The sequence below is a fragment of the Kribbella sp. NPDC002412 genome (assembly GCF_053592935.1).
This window is the reverse complement of record NZ_JBSFBL010000065.1, coordinates 24,113-38,535: the sequence shown is the minus strand read 5'-3', so window position 1 is coordinate 38,535 and position 14,423 is coordinate 24,113. Positions and strand designations below refer to the sequence as shown.

Below are 14,423 nucleotides of genomic sequence, written 5' to 3'. Positions count from 1 at the left end.
GCCAAAGGTCGCGGCGACGGCGCCACCCCAACCCCGCCCCCGAGCGACAGCCGCGGCCCGGGCGCTGACCCTACCTCGCCCCCGAGCGACAGCCGCTGCGGGGGCACTGACCCATCCCCGCCCCCGAGCGGAGCGAGGGGGTGGGTGCATTTCCAGTTTTCTGTTCACTCCGGGGTCCTTCCAGAGGGCGGCGCGCAGCAGCACGTGACCCGCCGGCCATCGACCGGGGTCTGTGGGGGGACTGCTGGGTGCGCTGTCGGTGGGCGCCGTCGGCGCCAGGAGTCGGTGGTCGGGCGGGACCTCGATCCGGAGGATCAGGCCTTGGCGGTCTGCGACCGTCCGCGCGGGGACCGGGTCACGGGCACCGGCCCGCAACTCGCCCGGACGATCAGGCTGGTCGGCATCACCAGGCGAGGCAGCTCCACCTCGTCGGTCGCCGCCGTTTCGGGTTCGTCGTCGTTCGGGCCGATGGCCTCGACCAGCATGGTCGCGGCGCGCTTGCCCATCTCGACGAACGGCTGCTGGATGGTGGTCAACGGCGGACGGATCTGAGCCGCGGACTCGATGTCGTCGAAGCCGATCACCGACACGTCCTCCGGCACCCGCAACCCGGCCTCGGCGGCAGCGGTCATCACGCCGTACGCCGTCACGTCGGAGTGCGCGAAGACCGCAGTCGGCCGTTGACCGGCCGGCAGCGCGAACAGCTCGCGCGACCGGGAGCGGATCTGCTCGGGCACGAAGTCACCGGGTTTGGTGAGCTCGGGATCGGGCTGGATCCCCGCCGTGCGCAGCGCGTCCAGGTAGCCGCGGTAGCGGTCCTGGCAGCACCGGTACGCCATTCGGCCTTGCACACAAGCGATTCGCTCGTGTCCGAGTTGCAGGAGGTGGTCCATCGCCGTCAGCGCGCCTTGGTAGTTGTCGGCGGTGACCGACGGCAGGTCCACGTCGGCGTCGATGGTGTTCACCAGGACGACCGGCAGGCCCTCCTGGTGTACTTGGACGAGCGGCTCCAGCGGCTGCTCGTGGCTGACCACGAGCAGGCCGGACGCCATGCTGGACGTCAGCACGCGATCGATCAGCGAGCCGTAGTCACGGTCGTTGGTCGCGGTGTAGAGGATGATGTCGAACCCGTTCCGCTCGGTCACCGCGGCCACCCCGATGTTGATCGAGGCAACCATGTGCCAGGACAGGCCGGGCACGACCATCCCGATCAGCCGGGTGCTGCCCTTGGCCAGCGCGGTGGCCGCGAAACTCGGCACGTACCGGTGCTTGCGCATCACCGCGAGCACGTGCCGGCGGGTCGCCGGGTCCACCTTCGGGCTGTTGTTCAGCACCAGCGAGACGGTGGACTTGGACAGGCCGGACAGCGCGGCGATGTCGCGAATCGTCAGCTTCGCCATCGGGCCCTCCCTTGATCAGCTCCGTTGGACTGGTCCAACGGGTCAGCACCGGAACGTAACAGCGGGCGGGAGCGAGGTCAACAGGCCGCACGCAAACGGTTTCACCGCTTGACCATTGCGCAGTTCCTGGCCTTCGTGCCACCATCGAGCCACCGTGTTGGACCGGTCCTACGCAGGCCGGGATCACCTGCCGGGACCGGTCCGGCACGCCCACTCCCACCCGGCCGCCACACCACGCTTGCCACCTTCGCCGCTTCGCCACGCCACGACCTGTGCCGGGTTCGCCAGTTTCTGCAGGAAGGCCGCCCATGCCGCCGTACGCCCTCGACGACTTCGCCTTCGACCTCCGCCGCGCCGTACCGCCGGACCAGATCTGGGTCGGCAGCGGCACCGGCACCGTCAGCCGGCTGCCGGGAACGGTCTGCGGCGTCGGCGGCTGGTTCGCTCCCCCGCACGCCGCCGCCGACAGCCAACTGACGGTGGCGTTCGAGCTCGACGGCCGGAGGATCCCCGACGGCACCCGCCCAGGCGCAGGCGACCGAGGCCTCCTCCCCGCCGGCGGCACCTGGCGCCCGGACCGCGTGACGCGCCGAGGCACCTACCACCAGTACGTCGACGGTCGCCTGACCTCCCTCGCCGTCGAAAGCACCCTCACGGCACGGCACGGCCAGCCCGGCTACGTCCTGACCGTCCGCGTACGCAACCGCTCGGACCGCACCCACGAACTCACCATCCGCCCGGCACTCTCTCCCACCCAGGCCCATGCGGTTGACCTGTCCGACTGGGGATGGGTCCCACCTGCGCGAGGCACCGGCACCCCAATCGCCCTCACCCACACAGGTCTCACCGCCCAACTCCGACCCGGCGCCGATGCCACCTTCACCCTCGCCGTCCACCCGTCCGACGCAACACCACCCGCCGACCCCGCCGCGGACGCAGTGGCCACCAACCGCGTCTGGACAGCCCGCCTCAACCAGGCCCTCGCGAGAGTCCCCGTCCTCAGCAGCGACATCCCCGGCCTCGAGCAGTACTACCGCCGTTCCCTCGCCAGCGGTCTCGTCTCCTGGTGGGACCACCCAGCCTTCGTCACCACACCCTTCATAGCGACCTCGGGTCTCGATGGCGGCGCCCTCTGCGCGTACGCCTGGGACACCGGCGGCTACGCCCCCAACGTCCTCAGCCTCATGCTCGGCGACCACGTCGTCGACCTCATCGAGTCCTTCCTCGACGCCGACCTGACCGACCGCTACGCCATCGCTCCCGACGGCACCGGCCTCGGCGTCGCCTACGCCTATAGCGGCTGGTCCCTCACCACGCTGGCCCGCGCAGCCGCCGCGGCCCGCCGGCTCGACCCCGGTCTGGTCTCACGGCTGTACGACGTACTCACCGCCCTCGACAAACGCTTCCGTCCCGACGATCAGACCGGCGTACTGCGTGACTACGGCGACCAGAGCAACCTCCTCGAGATGCGCGGCGCCGGCTGGGAACACGTCGTCGCCAGCCCCAACGCCGAGCGCGCCTGGTCGCTCGAAACCCTCGCAGAACTGGCCGAAGTCTCCGGCGCGGCCCTGCCCGTCGACGAGTTGCGAGCATCCGCCCACCAGATCCGGACCGAGGTGATCCGCCAACTATGGGACGCCGACGCCGGCTGGTTCCGCAGCCGCTACCCCGGCGGTCACACCGAACTCGCCTACTCGATCCAGGCCTTCGACGTACTGCGCTCCGGCGCCTGCCCACCCGAGGTCGCTGCCGCGCTGATCAAGCACCTCCGGCCAGGAGCCTTTCTCGGCGAGTACGGCGTCAGCAGTGTCAGCGCCGAGGACGACCGCCACTACGAGACCGCCGACATCGACTGGTCCGGCGCCGGTGCCTACACCGGCGAAGCACCCCAACTCGCGTTGGCCCTGTGGGAACGCGGCGAGTCAACACTCGCCTGGGACGTCCTCCGCCGCCTGTTCTGGATGGGCGACCACTACCCGTACTTCCCCCAGGACCACTACTGCGACAAGCCCGGCGCCCCAGCCACCGGCCGCCGCTCCAACGTCATAGCGGGCCTCACCGGCGCCGAAGCCATCCTCACCGGCCTAGCCGGCATCCACCCCCACCCCAACGGCTCCCTGACCATCCACCCAAACCCTGTCCCGACCGGCACTGTGACCCTCACCGGCTACACCCACGGAGACCACACCATCGACCTGACCATCGCCCCCACCCACACCAAGATCACCGTCGACGGCCGCGAGGCGAACCCTGGCGAAGTCATCCCTCCCCGACTATGACCCAGCTCTCCAGAACGGTCAGCCGCGGCCGAGGACGCAGAACTCGTTGCCTTCCGGGTCGGCAAGCACCACCCACGGGACGTTGCCCTGTCCCACGTCGGCGGGCGTGGCGCCGAGGCCTCGCAACCGGGTCACCTCCACCGCCTGATCCTCAACCGGGTACGGCAGCAGGTCGAGATGGGCGCGGTGCCCGAGGTCCTTCCCGTGAGGCGTGCGGAGGAACTCCAGGTACGGGCCGGTGCCCTTGGCGGACCGCAGCAACGCGTGATCGTCGGTCACCTCGTGCAGCGTCCAGCCCATCGCGTCGCTCCAGAACCGCGCCATGGCCCGCGGATCCGCGCAGTCGACAACCACCGCGGCGATCGGCCCGGTGTCCCGGTAGATCTCCCGGGGCTCCAGGACACAGAACAGATTCCCCTCCGGATCGGCCAGCACCGTCCACGGGACATCACCTTGCCCAACCCCGGCAGGCGTCGCGCCAAGCTCCCTCAGCCGCGCAACCAACTCCACGTGATGAGCCGCCGAGCTGGTCGCAAGCTCGAGGTGCGCCCGATCCTTCACAGTCTCGGGGTCCGGAACGCGAATCACATCAAGAGAAACCCCACCCGGCACCGGCCACCCAGAACCCCCAGGCAACACACCAGTAGCCCCAGGCTCCGCGCTGACAACCTCCCACCCCAGCGCCTCAGCCCAAAACCGCCCCAACGCCGAGTCATCCCCCGCCTTGAAATTCACCTGCACAAGCTCCAGCCCCATGCCCCAACCCTATGCCCAACAGCAGAAGGCCTTGGATGAGGTGGAAGAAAGTCAGCTGGCGAGGATGACTGGGAAGGCTTTCAGGATTGAGTCGAAGTGGTGGTCGGCTACTGGCGTGTCGAGGGTGTGGTGGTGGCCGATGCGGATGGTCTTGAGGCCGGCGTTGATGCCGCCGGCTACGTCGTACGACGGGTGGTCGCCGACCATCCAGCCGTCCGTGAGGGTGGTGCCGGTCTGTGATGCGACGAGCTCGAAGATGCGGCGGTCCGGCTTCCGCACCCCGGCGGCCTCCGAGATGCAGCAGTAGTCGACCGCCGCGGCGATCCCGGTGTGCTCGAGCTTTCCGGTCTGCTGTACGACGTTCCCGTTCGTCACCACCGCCACCCGCCAACCCGCAGCACGCAACGAAGCCAACCCATCCAGCACCGCCGGCTCCACCCACGTGAACGGTGGATGCTCCCGATCGTAAGCACCCACCAACTCCTCGGCCGAAGCCCTCAGCCCGAAGGCCGACCGCAACCCCGCGAACAGCTCCGCCCGCGGCGTGAACCCACCATTGTCGTGAGCAACCAGCCACTCGACCGCATCCGTGCCAAGCCCTGCACGCTCCACCCACCACCGGGCCCAGGCCGCGAACGCCCCGTCCCGATCGATCAGCGTGTTGTCCAGGTCGAAGCAGGCGAGCCGCGGGTGCATGCAAGCATCATCGCCGATCCCTTTACAGGATGGGCGTCCGGGCGTTTGCTGAAGTCAGGGCCGCCGGCGCATGTCCGCTGCGGCGATCGTTCAGCGGGGGAAGATGCCACCGGCATCAACGCGGCAGAGTCGACTGGTCGCGCTCTGCTCGGGGAGGGGCCCGTGCCGCCACGCATTCGGTGTGTGACCGAACGCGTTCCGCCGCCGGGACAGCACCACGAATGGAGGGGACCAATGCGTAGGTTCGCACTGGTCGTTGGAATCATCGCTGCGCTCGGGCTGGGCGCCATGCCGTCGGCGGTCGCCGCCAACCCCGGCGTCGTCCGCTTCGCCTTCACGGACTCGTTCACCGATGGCAACTTCTGCGGCACCGGTAAGGAGGTGGACGTCACGATCACTGTCAAGGGAACAGCGTTCCTGACACCCAACCAGCCGGTCGACTCCCGCAGCGTCAGCCAGGTCGACGTCGTTTACACCAACCCGGACAACGGCGCCACAGTCCTTCGGCACGCCGCCGGACCGGTGTCCGACACCATCATCTCCGGCGACCCGGAGGGTCTGCACACGGTCGAGACCACCGTCCGCGGGCTGGTCGGGCATCTTCGGACCGCCGACGGTGTCGTCCTGCTGGGGGCCGGCTACCTCGTCCTCCACGAGGTCTTCGACGGCGAGGAGTTCGTCAGCCGCGAGATCGTCGTCAACAGGGGACCTCACCCCAACGCCGAGAGCGACCTGGCCCTGTTCTGCGAGGTCACGACGGCCGCACTGGGCCTGACCTAGCCTGCGGCCCGCCCGCGGGGCCAGGCCAGGTCAGACGTCGATGCGGTTCTCGTCCAGTTCGTAGGCGCCCTGGACGAGGAACTCCTTGCGCGGCGCGACGTCGTTGCCCATCAGGAGGTCGAAGACCTGGGCGGCGGCCTCGCCGTCGTCGACGGTGATGCGGCGCAGGGTGCGGTGCCGCGGGTCCATCGTGGTCTCCGCCAGCTGGTCCGCGTCCATCTCACCGAGACCCTTGTAGCGCTGCGGCGGTTCCTTCCAGCGCACGTTCTTCTTCATCAGCTCGGCCGTCTTCCGCTGGTACTCGGCGTCGCTGTAGGTGTACAGGTACTTGTCCTGCCCCTTCTTCGGGTTCGTCAGCTCGAACCGGTGCAGCGGCGGTACGGCGGTGTAGACCCGGCCCGCCTCGACCAGCGGCCGCATGTACCGGAAGAACAGCGTGGCCAGCAGACAGCGGATGTGCGCGCCGTCGGAGTCGGCGTCGGCCATGAAGATGATCTTGCCGTAGCGGACCTGCTCGAGGTCGAAGCTGCGGCCGGACCCGGCGCCGACGACCTGGATGATGGAGGCGCACTCGGCGTTCTTCAGCATGTCGCCGACCGACGCCTTCTGCACGTTCAGGATCTTGCCCCGGATCGGCAGCAGCGCCTGGAACTCCGAGCTCCGGGCCAGCTTCGCCGTACCGAGCGCGGAATCACCCTCGACGATGAACAGCTCGGAGCGGTCCACGTCGTTGCTGCGGCAGTCGGCCAGCTTCGCCGGCAGCGCCGACGACTCCAGCGCCGTCTTGCGTCGCTGCAGCTCGCGGTGCTGACGCGCGGCCACCCGAGTCCGGGAAGCCGCGACGACCTTCTCCAGCACGGCGCGGGCCTGCGCCTTGTGCTCGCGCTTGTTCGAGGTGAGGAACGACTCCAGCTCGCTCTGCACGACCTTCGCGACGATCCGCGAGGCGGCCGGCGTGCCGAGGACCTCCTTGGTCTGGCCGTCGAACTGCGGCTCGGCCAGCCGGACCGTGACCACCGAGGTCAGACCCTCCAGGACGTCGTCCTTGATGATCTCCTCGCCGTTCTTCAGCAGCCGGGTGCCGTCGAGGGCATTGGTGAAGCTCTTCGACAGCGCGCGCTCGAAGCCGGCCACGTGGGTGCCGCCCTTGGGCGTGGCCACGATGTTCACGAACGAGCGGAGCTCGGTCTCGTAGCCGTCGCCCCAGCGGACCGCGATGTCGACGTCCAGGTCGCGCTCGACGTCGGTCGGGGTCATGTGCCCGGCGTCGTCGAGCATCGGCACGGTCTCGGTGAAGTGGCCGGTTCCGGTCAGCCGGATCACCTCGGTGACCTTCTGGTCGGTGGCCAGGAACTCGCAGAACTCGCTGATCCCGCCGTCGTGCTTGAAGGTCTCCTCGGTGACCTCGTCGCCGCGCTCGTCCCGGATCACCAGCTCGAGGCCGGGCACCAGGAACGACGTCTGCCGGGCCCGGGTGACCAGCTCGTCGTAGTTGAAGGTCGCGTCCCGGGTGAAGATCTGCCGGTCCGCCCAGTACCGGATCCGGGTGCCGGTGACGCCCTTCTTGGCCCGGCCGGCCTTGCGCAGGCCCTTGGCCGGGGTGAAGCCGGCGCTCGCGCCCTCGCCGTCGAACTCACCGGCGACACCGCGCCGGAACGACGTGGTCCAGACCACTCCGCCGCGGTCCACCTCCACGTCGAGCCGCGCGGACAGCGCGTTCACCACCGAGGCGCCGACACCGTGCAGACCGCCGGAGGCGTTGTAGGAGCCGCCGCCGAACTTGCCGCCGGCGTGCAGCTTGGTGAACACGACCTCGACGCCGCTCAGCTTGGTCTTCGGCTCGATGTCGACCGGGATGCCGCGGGCGCGGTCCTTCACCTCGACCGAGCCGTCCTTGTACAGGACGACGTCGATCCGCTCGCCGTGCCCGGCCAGGGCCTCGTCGACGGCGTTGTCGATGATCTCCCACAGGCAGTGCATCAGGCCGCGGCTGTCGGTGGAGCCGATGTACATACCCGGGCGTTTGCGCACCGCCTCGAGTCCTTCGAGGACGAGGAGGTGACGGGCGTTGTACGTCGGGTCGAGCTCGGTACTGCGAGGCGTCGGGGCGGCCACTGGGCTCCTTCACTGGTTCACAAACTCACTGCCACACATCCGGACCCGGCCGGGGTCCGAACGCCTGTTCACAGACTATGCGGCCCGACCCCCAAAACCCTGCAGGCGGGGCTGTGGCGGGCATGCGACCGGGTACCGGAGGCGCAGCACATCCCCGACGAGAAAGGTGATTCGGCAGGTATCGATCCGGACTCGATCCGGAGTGGTGTACGACACTCCGAACATCAGCACACGGTGACGGCACCATGGCGCACAGTGAGAGAAGACACGCCCGACACCCGCCGGAAACAAGAATTCGCCCGCTTCCGAAACGATTCCTCGTCAAGATGCGTCATACGGGAACAGGTGGTTCGTCTCACATACGGACACGCTGCCCCTACCGGGAAGCGATCCGCATGTCAGGATGTTGCTATCTGGTGAGTACGGAACTAGATGAGATGAGGCCTCAAGTGACTACAGCACTCGCCCCGAGTTCGACCCTGTCGGCTGCGGACCGTTGTGACCGCTGCGGCGCGCAGGCCTACGTCCGTGTCACCCTGACCTCCGGTGGGGAGCTGCTCTTCTGCGCCCACCACAGCCGGGAGCACGCGGAGAAGCTGCGCAACATCGCGATCACCATCCACGACGAGACCGGTCGGCTCGAAGCCGCCCCGAGCGTCGCTGCGGAAGAGGATCGGTAAGCCCAAGCTTCACAAACGCGCCAACGACGGCGCCAAAGTCATAGAGGCTGAGATGGCGGTCACCCCAGCGGGTGGCCGCCATCCTTCATTGTCAGATCAGGGGTACGTCGGGAGGCGGCCCATGCCGGCGCAGTTCCTGCCAGGCCCGTGCAAGCCTCGCCACCGCGTCGTCCAGGACGGGCTCGGCGTACGCGAACGGCACCCGCAGGTGGTCGTCGTGCCGGCCGGTCGGATCCATCGCGCGCCCCGCGACCACCTCGACACCATGACGCAGCGCCACCTGGGCGAACACCCGGGCGTCGGTGTCCGGCAGCCGGATCCACAACGCCGACCCACCTTCCGGCTGCGACCACTCCCAGTCAGGTAGCCGCTCGGTCAGCAACTGCCCCATCAACTTCCGCCGCGCCGTCGCGACCCGCGCCCGCGCCGACGTCAGCTCCCCCAGCCGCGGCAGCAACCGCGCCGTGAGCGCCTGGTCGATCACCGGACTGCCGAGGTCGGCCAGCGCCTTGTGCCGCGCCAGCCGTTCGGCCAGCGGCCGCGACGCGCGGATCCATCCGATCCGCAGCCCACCCCACACCGCCTTCGACACCGACCCGATGGTCAGCACCTCGCTGCCGTCCGGCGCGTACGCCGCCAGCGGCGGAGGGATCGCGGGCCCGGCCGGATCCCACGCCGAGTACGCGTTGTCCTCGACCACCACGACACCGTGCTTGGCCGCGAGCTCGGCCACCTGCCGCCGCCGGTTCGCCGACATCAGCCGCCCGGTCGGGTTGTGGAACGTCGGCATCACGAACAGCATGGCCGGCTCGTGCTCGGCGAACGCGGCCGTCAGCAGATCAGGCCGGATCCCGGCATCGTCCAGCGGTACGCCGACCACCCGCCCGCCGGCCGCCCCGAACAGGTCGAAACAACCGGGCCAACTGGGCTGCTCGATGACCACGGCCGCTCCGGTTCGCAGGTACATCTGGGTCACCAAGGCAATCGCTTGGTGCGCGCCGGTGGTCACCACGATCTCGTCCGGTGCCGTCGGCAGGCCGGACTCCTCGAAGTGCTCGGCGATCCGCTCCCGCAACACCCGCAGCCCGCGCGGGTGGTAGCCGACGTCGTCAAGCAGTGTCGGCAGGTCGCTGGTCGCCAAATCGATCAGCTCGGCGGCCAACTCGGGCATCCCCGGGTCGACGGCGTAGGTCAGCGAGATGACCTCGCCCGGTCCGGCCGCGATCCGGTGGAACAGAGACTCGCCGTACCCCACCGGCATCCGTTTGTCCGCTCGGGAACGACCACGGCTCGCGGCCCGGGCGATCGTCGTACCGCTCCCCCGGCGGCTCTCGACCAGGCCGCGGGCGCGGAGCTCGTCGTACGCCGCGACGACGGTGGAGCGACTGACGGCGAGGGCTTCGGCGAGGCGGCGTTCGGCGGGCAGGCGGGCGCCGACCGGCAGCTCGGCCGACCCGATCAGGCCGGCGATCGCGTCGGCCAGCCGGCGGTACAGGCCGCCGCCCGGCCCGCTCAGCCGGCCGCCGATCAGGTCCGCCAGCGCGGCGGCATCTCCAGAACGGTCCACTTCTCCCCTTATTGGCTCGGGTGGACTGCTTCTCCCGCGGCCAGGCTAGTACCACAAGGCAGTCCAGTTCGAGAGGGAGAAGCTCATGGGGATCGCGCAGCTGCTGGGGTTCGCCGGCACGACGGTGGTGCTGGTCGGGATGCCGGGGCCGAACAATCTCTACATCTCGCTCCGCTCCCTCACCCAGGGACGCCGGGCCGGAGTGGTGTCCGCGCTCGCGATCGAGACCGGCACCCTCGTCTACATCGTGGTCGCCGCGCTCGGGCTGGCGACGCTGGTCAAGGCGTCGCCGGTGTTGTTCACCGCCATCACGCTGGCCGGCGCGCTGTACCTGGCCTACCTCGGCGTGAAGATGCTGCGGATGCCGGCGACCGAGACCGCGGGCGGTGTCCCGCCCGCGCCGCTGGGCCGCGTCTTCCGCGACGGTGTCGTGGTGAACCTGCTGAACCCGAAGGCGGCGTTGTTCTTCCTCGCCTTCCTGCCGCAGTTCACCAGTCGCGGTGCCGGACCCGACCAGCTGCGCACCGAGATGCTGCTGCTAGGCGTCGGAGCGCTCGTCATCGGCCTGACGCTCGACCTCTGCTACGCCGTCGGTGCCGACGCGATCGGCCGCCGGGTCCGCTCGGCACGAGCCTCCAGCCGCTGGCGCAACCGCATCGTCGCCGGGATCTACCTGGCTCTTGCGACGGCCGCCGTCCTCACTGTCTGAGGCCCTCCGGGGCCTCCAGCACCGTCAGCTCGCCCGACTGCCAGTGCAGGGACAGGCTGTCGTTCCCCAGCCGGAGACCGGACACCTTCAGTGACTCCCAGGGCATGGTGTCCGCCGGGTTGAGCACCAGCGTGCCGCCCGGGACATCGGGCTCGATCCCCAGTGCCGCGACGACCACGGCGATCGCGGAGGCGGCCGCCCAGGCCTGCGGGAAGCACGACAGCGGGTACGGCGTCGGCGTCGACTCGTCCGCCAGTCCGCGGCCGCCGTACAACTCCGGCAACCGGTAGTCGAACGCCTCCGCAGCCCGGATCAGCCCCTCGACGTACGACGAAGCACGCGCGCCGTGCCCGGTCGCGTACAGCCCCTGGACGGCCATCGCGGTGTCGTGTGGCCAGACGCTGCCGGTGTGGTAGCCGAGCGGGTTGAACCGGGTCATTGCCGTGGTCAACGTTCGCAGCCCGAAGCCGCTGTCCAGGTCGGCGCCGGCCAGGACCTCGGCGACCGTCAGCTCCTCGTCGGCGTCGAGCAGGCCGGTGCCGAGCAGGTGGCCCATGTTCGAGGCGCGCCCGGCGACCGGGTTCTTCTCGCCGTCGAGGGCGATGGCCGGATAGCCGTCGACCCAGAACGCGCTGCGGAACCGCTCCTGCAGTGCGGCCGCCCACTCGCGCCACTCGTCACCGGACTCGCCGTGGGCCTCGAGCAACTCGGCTCCACGGACGGCTGCGGCGTACGCGTAGCCCTGGACCTCGCACAGTGCGATCGGCGCGGAGGCGATCGTGCCGTCCGGCCACTGCACTGCGTCGGCCGAGTCCTTCCAGCCCTGGTTGGCCAGGCCGTGGCCGGACTCGTCGATGTACTCGAGGAAGCCGTCGTCGTCCGGGTCGGAGTACTCCTTCATCCAGGTGAGAGCGTTGCGGAGGTTCGGCAGCAGGTCCCGGACCTGGTCGGCGGGCATGCCCCAGCGCCAGGCCTTGTGCAGCGTGGTGATCCACAACTGGGTCGCGTCGTGCGTGCCGTAGTACGCCGCGGGCAGCACCAGGCCACCGCCGTGGTCGGCCACTTCGGCGCGGAGCTCGTGCGGGATCTTGCCGGGCTGCTCGGCCGAGTCGGGGTCGACCTTGGTGCCCTGCCACGCGGCCAGAGCTCGGAGCGTGCCTGCGGCCAGTTCGGGGTCGACCGGGATGAGCATGCCGGAGGAGATCAGCGAGTCGCGGCCGAACAGGGTGAGGTACCAGGGCGGTCCGGCGCCCAGGTAGCGGTCGTCGCCGGCTGCGAGCTGCAGAGCCTGCACGTCCGCGAGTGACCGGCTCACCCAGCGGTCCACGCGCTTGTCGTTGCACTCGACGGCGAAGGCATAGGGCTGCCGGTCGGCGGGCGGGTCGATGCTGAAGCCGGTCGTCGGCTTCGGGAAGTCCGCCGCGACCTGCAGGGTCATGGTGAACTCCTCCCCCGGCTCCAGCCGCGGCGTCGCGGTCACTCCGGGGTCGAGCCGCACGGTCACCCGGGTCCCGGAGTTGTCCCAGTGCAGCCGGGCCGGGCCGTCGTACGCGGGACTCAGCTCGGGCAGGTCCGCGGCGGCGCCGCTGCGGACGGCCGCCGTACCGGCAAGGTCGGTGCCCAGGGCAACGTCCAGGCGGCACTCGACGGTGGCCCGGGAGCGGTTCACCAGGCGGATGCGCTCGGTCATGCCGTCGGAGCCGACCTCGCGGGTGCGGTACAGCATCACGGTCGGGTCGTGCCGGTTGGAGTCGCCCAGTCCCTCGACCACGGCGACGTACTCGTGCACCGAGGCAGAGCGTTCGTCCGCGTGGATCGGGACCGGCGGCTCGCCGTCGACGGTGACGCTCAGCCGGGACAGGATGCGCCGGTCCCGGGCGTACACGCCCTCCGCGCCGGTGCCGGTGAGCTGACCGGAGCGGGGCGAGAGAACCACCCAGGGAGCAGCGAGTGCGATGACCAGTTCGTGCAGCTGGGGCATGGCCCCACCCTAAAGGCCTGCCCTGCGCCCGCTCGTCTGCCCTTCGGTTTTGTGCACCTGCGAGCAAACAGTTGCGGAATGCGGCAGAGTTGCCGGTGTGGACAGTGTTGCGACGTTCCTCGTCGGTGTGGCGATCTTCGTCGGGATCGCGGGCATCGTCGTCCCGGTGCTGCCGGGCGCCCTCCTGAGCCTGGCGGCGATCCTGATCTGGGCGCTGGAGGAGCAGAGCCCGACCGGCTGGATCGTGCTGGCCGCGGCCGTGGTGCTGATCGGGGCCAGTCAGGTGGTGAAGTACGTCGTACCGGAGCGACGGCTGCGGGAGTCCGGGGTGCCGCGGCGGTCGATGTTCGTCGGGGTCGTGCTCGGCATCGTCGGGTTCTTCGTGATCCCGGTGGTCGGGATGTTCGTCGGCTTCCCGCTCGGCGTGTACCTGTCCGAGCGGCAGCGGCTCGGCAGCCACGGGGACGCCTGGGGGTCGACGAAGCATGCGTTGCGGGCGACCGGGTTGTCGATCCTGATCGAGTTCATCGGTACGTCGCTCGCGGCCGCGGTGTGGTTGACCGCCGTACTGTTCGTGGTCTAGTCACGCTCTGCGGTGGCTCGATTGCCAGTGTTTCGCAAGCCTGGCTCCCGACCAGAGCCCGGCAAGCCCGGCACGGGAAGCAGCGCCACCCCAACCCCGAATAGCCTGCCCTGGCATAGCCCAGCTGCTGACAACCGGCGCGACAGCGGCCGGGCTGCTGCACTCAGCGCGCAACAGCCCGGCTGCTATCCGAGCGCGCCGGGTGAAGCGTTATGTGATTGCCAGGGTGTTCTTAGGTGGGGCGGAGGTTGGTGGGTCAGGCTGTGGGTGACCTGTAGGTAGTCGGAAGGCGGGGCGATGGCGTCGTACAAGAAGGTTTTCGAGAATCGGTGGCGGGTGGCCGGGACTGCGGCTGCGGTGGTGGCTATGACCGTGGCGGGTGGGGTCGCGTGGGCGTCGAGTGGTGCGGACCCGACTCCGACTCCTTCGCCCTCGGCCTCACCGACCCCGGACAAGCAGGGTGAGCCTGGTAAGGGGCCGCACCGGGGCGGGCAGTTCGGGCTGGGCGGCGCGCTGCATGGGGAGTTCGTGGTGAAGAAGGACGACGGGAGCTACCAGACCGTCGCGACCCAGCGCGGCGAGGTGACCGCGGTCAGCAAGGAGTCGATCACGGTGAAGAGCGAGGACGGCTACAGCCGGACCTACACGCTCACCGAGGACACCTTGGTGAACGCCGCCCGGGACGGCATCGACGACGTGAAGACCGGGAACACGGTCTCCGTCTTCGCCGTGGTCGCGGACGGCAGGGCCACCGCCACCTCGGTCAACGACGGCACCGTCCGCAAGGCGGCCGGCGACCGCTGGGGCTTCCACCGCGGCCCCCGCTGACCGACAAGAGCACTACGCGCTGACCGGCACCGCTCCCCCGGTCGACTCG

At 69.7% G+C, this 14,423-nt stretch carries 12 protein-coding genes; 6 read left to right on the top strand and 6 right to left on the bottom strand.

All coding sequences use genetic code 11. From position 1 onward, the window contains the following. Positions 1 to 314 precede the first annotated feature (314 nt). Entirely contained in the window at positions 315 to 1,400 is a 1,086-nt protein-coding gene (locus tag ACWCOV_RS35770; protein ID WP_449833796.1) for a LacI family DNA-binding transcriptional regulator, read from the bottom strand. Between the two features lie 308 nt (positions 1,401 to 1,708). On the opposite strand from ACWCOV_RS35770, the gene ACWCOV_RS35765 reads away from it, so the two are divergent. Further along, positions 1,709 to 3,679: an MGH1-like glycoside hydrolase domain-containing protein gene (locus ACWCOV_RS35765; protein WP_449833795.1), complete on the top strand. Its 1,971-nt coding sequence runs from the start codon at positions 1,709 to 1,711 to the stop codon at positions 3,677 to 3,679. Between the two features lie 18 nt (positions 3,680 to 3,697). Here the strand turns inward: ACWCOV_RS35765 and ACWCOV_RS35760 are convergent, their stop codons facing one another. Next, positions 3,698 to 4,435, bottom strand: a complete 738-nt coding sequence (locus ACWCOV_RS35760; protein WP_449833794.1) for a VOC family protein — start codon at positions 4,433 to 4,435, stop codon at positions 3,698 to 3,700. Positions 4,436 to 4,486: 51 nt separating this feature from the next. Continuing rightward, positions 4,487 to 5,131, bottom strand: coding sequence for an HAD family hydrolase (locus tag ACWCOV_RS35755; protein WP_449833793.1), 645 nt, complete (start codon positions 5,129 to 5,131; stop codon positions 4,487 to 4,489). Positions 5,132 to 5,365: 234 nt separating this feature from the next. Between ACWCOV_RS35755 and ACWCOV_RS35750 the strand changes: the two genes are divergently transcribed. Further along, positions 5,366 to 5,911, top strand: coding sequence for a hypothetical protein (locus tag ACWCOV_RS35750; RefSeq protein WP_449833792.1), 546 nt, complete (start codon positions 5,366 to 5,368; stop codon positions 5,909 to 5,911). A gap of 30 nt (positions 5,912 to 5,941) precedes the next feature. Here ACWCOV_RS35750 and ACWCOV_RS35745 read toward each other — a convergent pair whose 3' ends face one another. Continuing rightward, a complete protein-coding gene (locus ACWCOV_RS35745) occupies positions 5,942 to 8,026 on the bottom strand; it encodes a DNA gyrase/topoisomerase IV subunit B (RefSeq protein ID WP_449833791.1) in 2,085 nt (694 codons plus the stop codon). Between the two features lie 437 nt (positions 8,027 to 8,463). Here ACWCOV_RS35745 and ACWCOV_RS35740 point away from each other — a divergent pair, with 437 nt between their 5' ends. Continuing rightward, positions 8,464 to 8,706, top strand: a complete 243-nt coding sequence (locus ACWCOV_RS35740; RefSeq protein WP_449833790.1) for a DUF7455 domain-containing protein — start codon at positions 8,464 to 8,466, stop codon at positions 8,704 to 8,706. 91 nt (positions 8,707 to 8,797) lie between these two features. Here the strand turns inward: ACWCOV_RS35740 and ACWCOV_RS35735 are convergent, their stop codons facing one another. After that, a complete protein-coding gene (locus tag ACWCOV_RS35735) occupies positions 8,798 to 10,273 on the bottom strand; it encodes an aminotransferase-like domain-containing protein (protein ID WP_449833789.1) in 1,476 nt (491 codons plus the stop codon). Between the two features lie 85 nt (positions 10,274 to 10,358). On the opposite strand from ACWCOV_RS35735, the gene ACWCOV_RS35730 reads away from it, so the two are divergent. Continuing rightward, positions 10,359 to 10,982: a LysE family translocator gene (locus ACWCOV_RS35730; RefSeq protein ID WP_449833788.1), complete on the top strand. Its 624-nt coding sequence runs from the start codon at positions 10,359 to 10,361 to the stop codon at positions 10,980 to 10,982. Here ACWCOV_RS35730 and ACWCOV_RS35725 read toward each other — a convergent pair. Further along, a complete protein-coding gene (locus ACWCOV_RS35725; RefSeq protein ID WP_449833787.1) occupies positions 10,972 to 12,963 on the bottom strand; it encodes an amylo-alpha-1,6-glucosidase in 1,992 nt (663 codons plus the stop codon). The genes ACWCOV_RS35730 and ACWCOV_RS35725 overlap by 11 nt on opposite strands. A 97-nt stretch (positions 12,964 to 13,060) precedes the next feature. Here ACWCOV_RS35725 and ACWCOV_RS35720 point away from each other — a divergent pair, with 97 nt between their 5' ends. Together ACWCOV_RS35720 and ACWCOV_RS35715 are read left to right on the top strand one after the other, a co-directional pair. Further along, a complete protein-coding gene (locus tag ACWCOV_RS35720; protein WP_449833786.1) occupies positions 13,061 to 13,546 on the top strand; it encodes a DUF456 domain-containing protein in 486 nt (161 codons plus the stop codon). 297 nt (positions 13,547 to 13,843) lie between these two features. After that, entirely contained in the window at positions 13,844 to 14,374 is a 531-nt protein-coding gene (locus ACWCOV_RS35715) for a hypothetical protein (RefSeq protein WP_449833785.1), read from the top strand. Positions 14,375 to 14,423: the final 49 nt, after the last annotated feature.

Bases quoted from the DNA above. Each gene is read 5' to 3' on its own strand.
- ACWCOV_RS35730 (WP_449833788.1), top strand. From the start codon at position 10,359: ATGGGGATCGCGCAGCTGCTGGGGTTCGCCGGCACGACGGTGGTGCTG.
- ACWCOV_RS35725 (WP_449833787.1), bottom strand. From the start codon at position 12,963: ATGCCCCAGCTGCACGAACTGGTCATCGCACTCGCTGCTCCCTGGGTG.
- ACWCOV_RS35755 (WP_449833793.1), bottom strand. From the start codon at position 5,131: ATGCACCCGCGGCTCGCCTGCTTCGACCTGGACAACACGCTGATCGAT.
- ACWCOV_RS35760 (WP_449833794.1), bottom strand. From the start codon at position 4,435: ATGGGGCTGGAGCTTGTGCAGGTGAATTTCAAGGCGGGGGATGACTCG.
- ACWCOV_RS35715 (WP_449833785.1), top strand. From the start codon at position 13,844: ATGGCGTCGTACAAGAAGGTTTTCGAGAATCGGTGGCGGGTGGCCGGG.
- ACWCOV_RS35750 (WP_449833792.1), top strand. From the start codon at position 5,366: ATGCGTAGGTTCGCACTGGTCGTTGGAATCATCGCTGCGCTCGGGCTG.
- ACWCOV_RS35765 (WP_449833795.1), top strand. From the start codon at position 1,709: ATGCCGCCGTACGCCCTCGACGACTTCGCCTTCGACCTCCGCCGCGCC.
- ACWCOV_RS35740 (WP_449833790.1), top strand. From the start codon at position 8,464: ATGAGGCCTCAAGTGACTACAGCACTCGCCCCGAGTTCGACCCTGTCG.
- ACWCOV_RS35770 (WP_449833796.1), bottom strand. From the start codon at position 1,400: ATGGCGAAGCTGACGATTCGCGACATCGCCGCGCTGTCCGGCCTGTCC.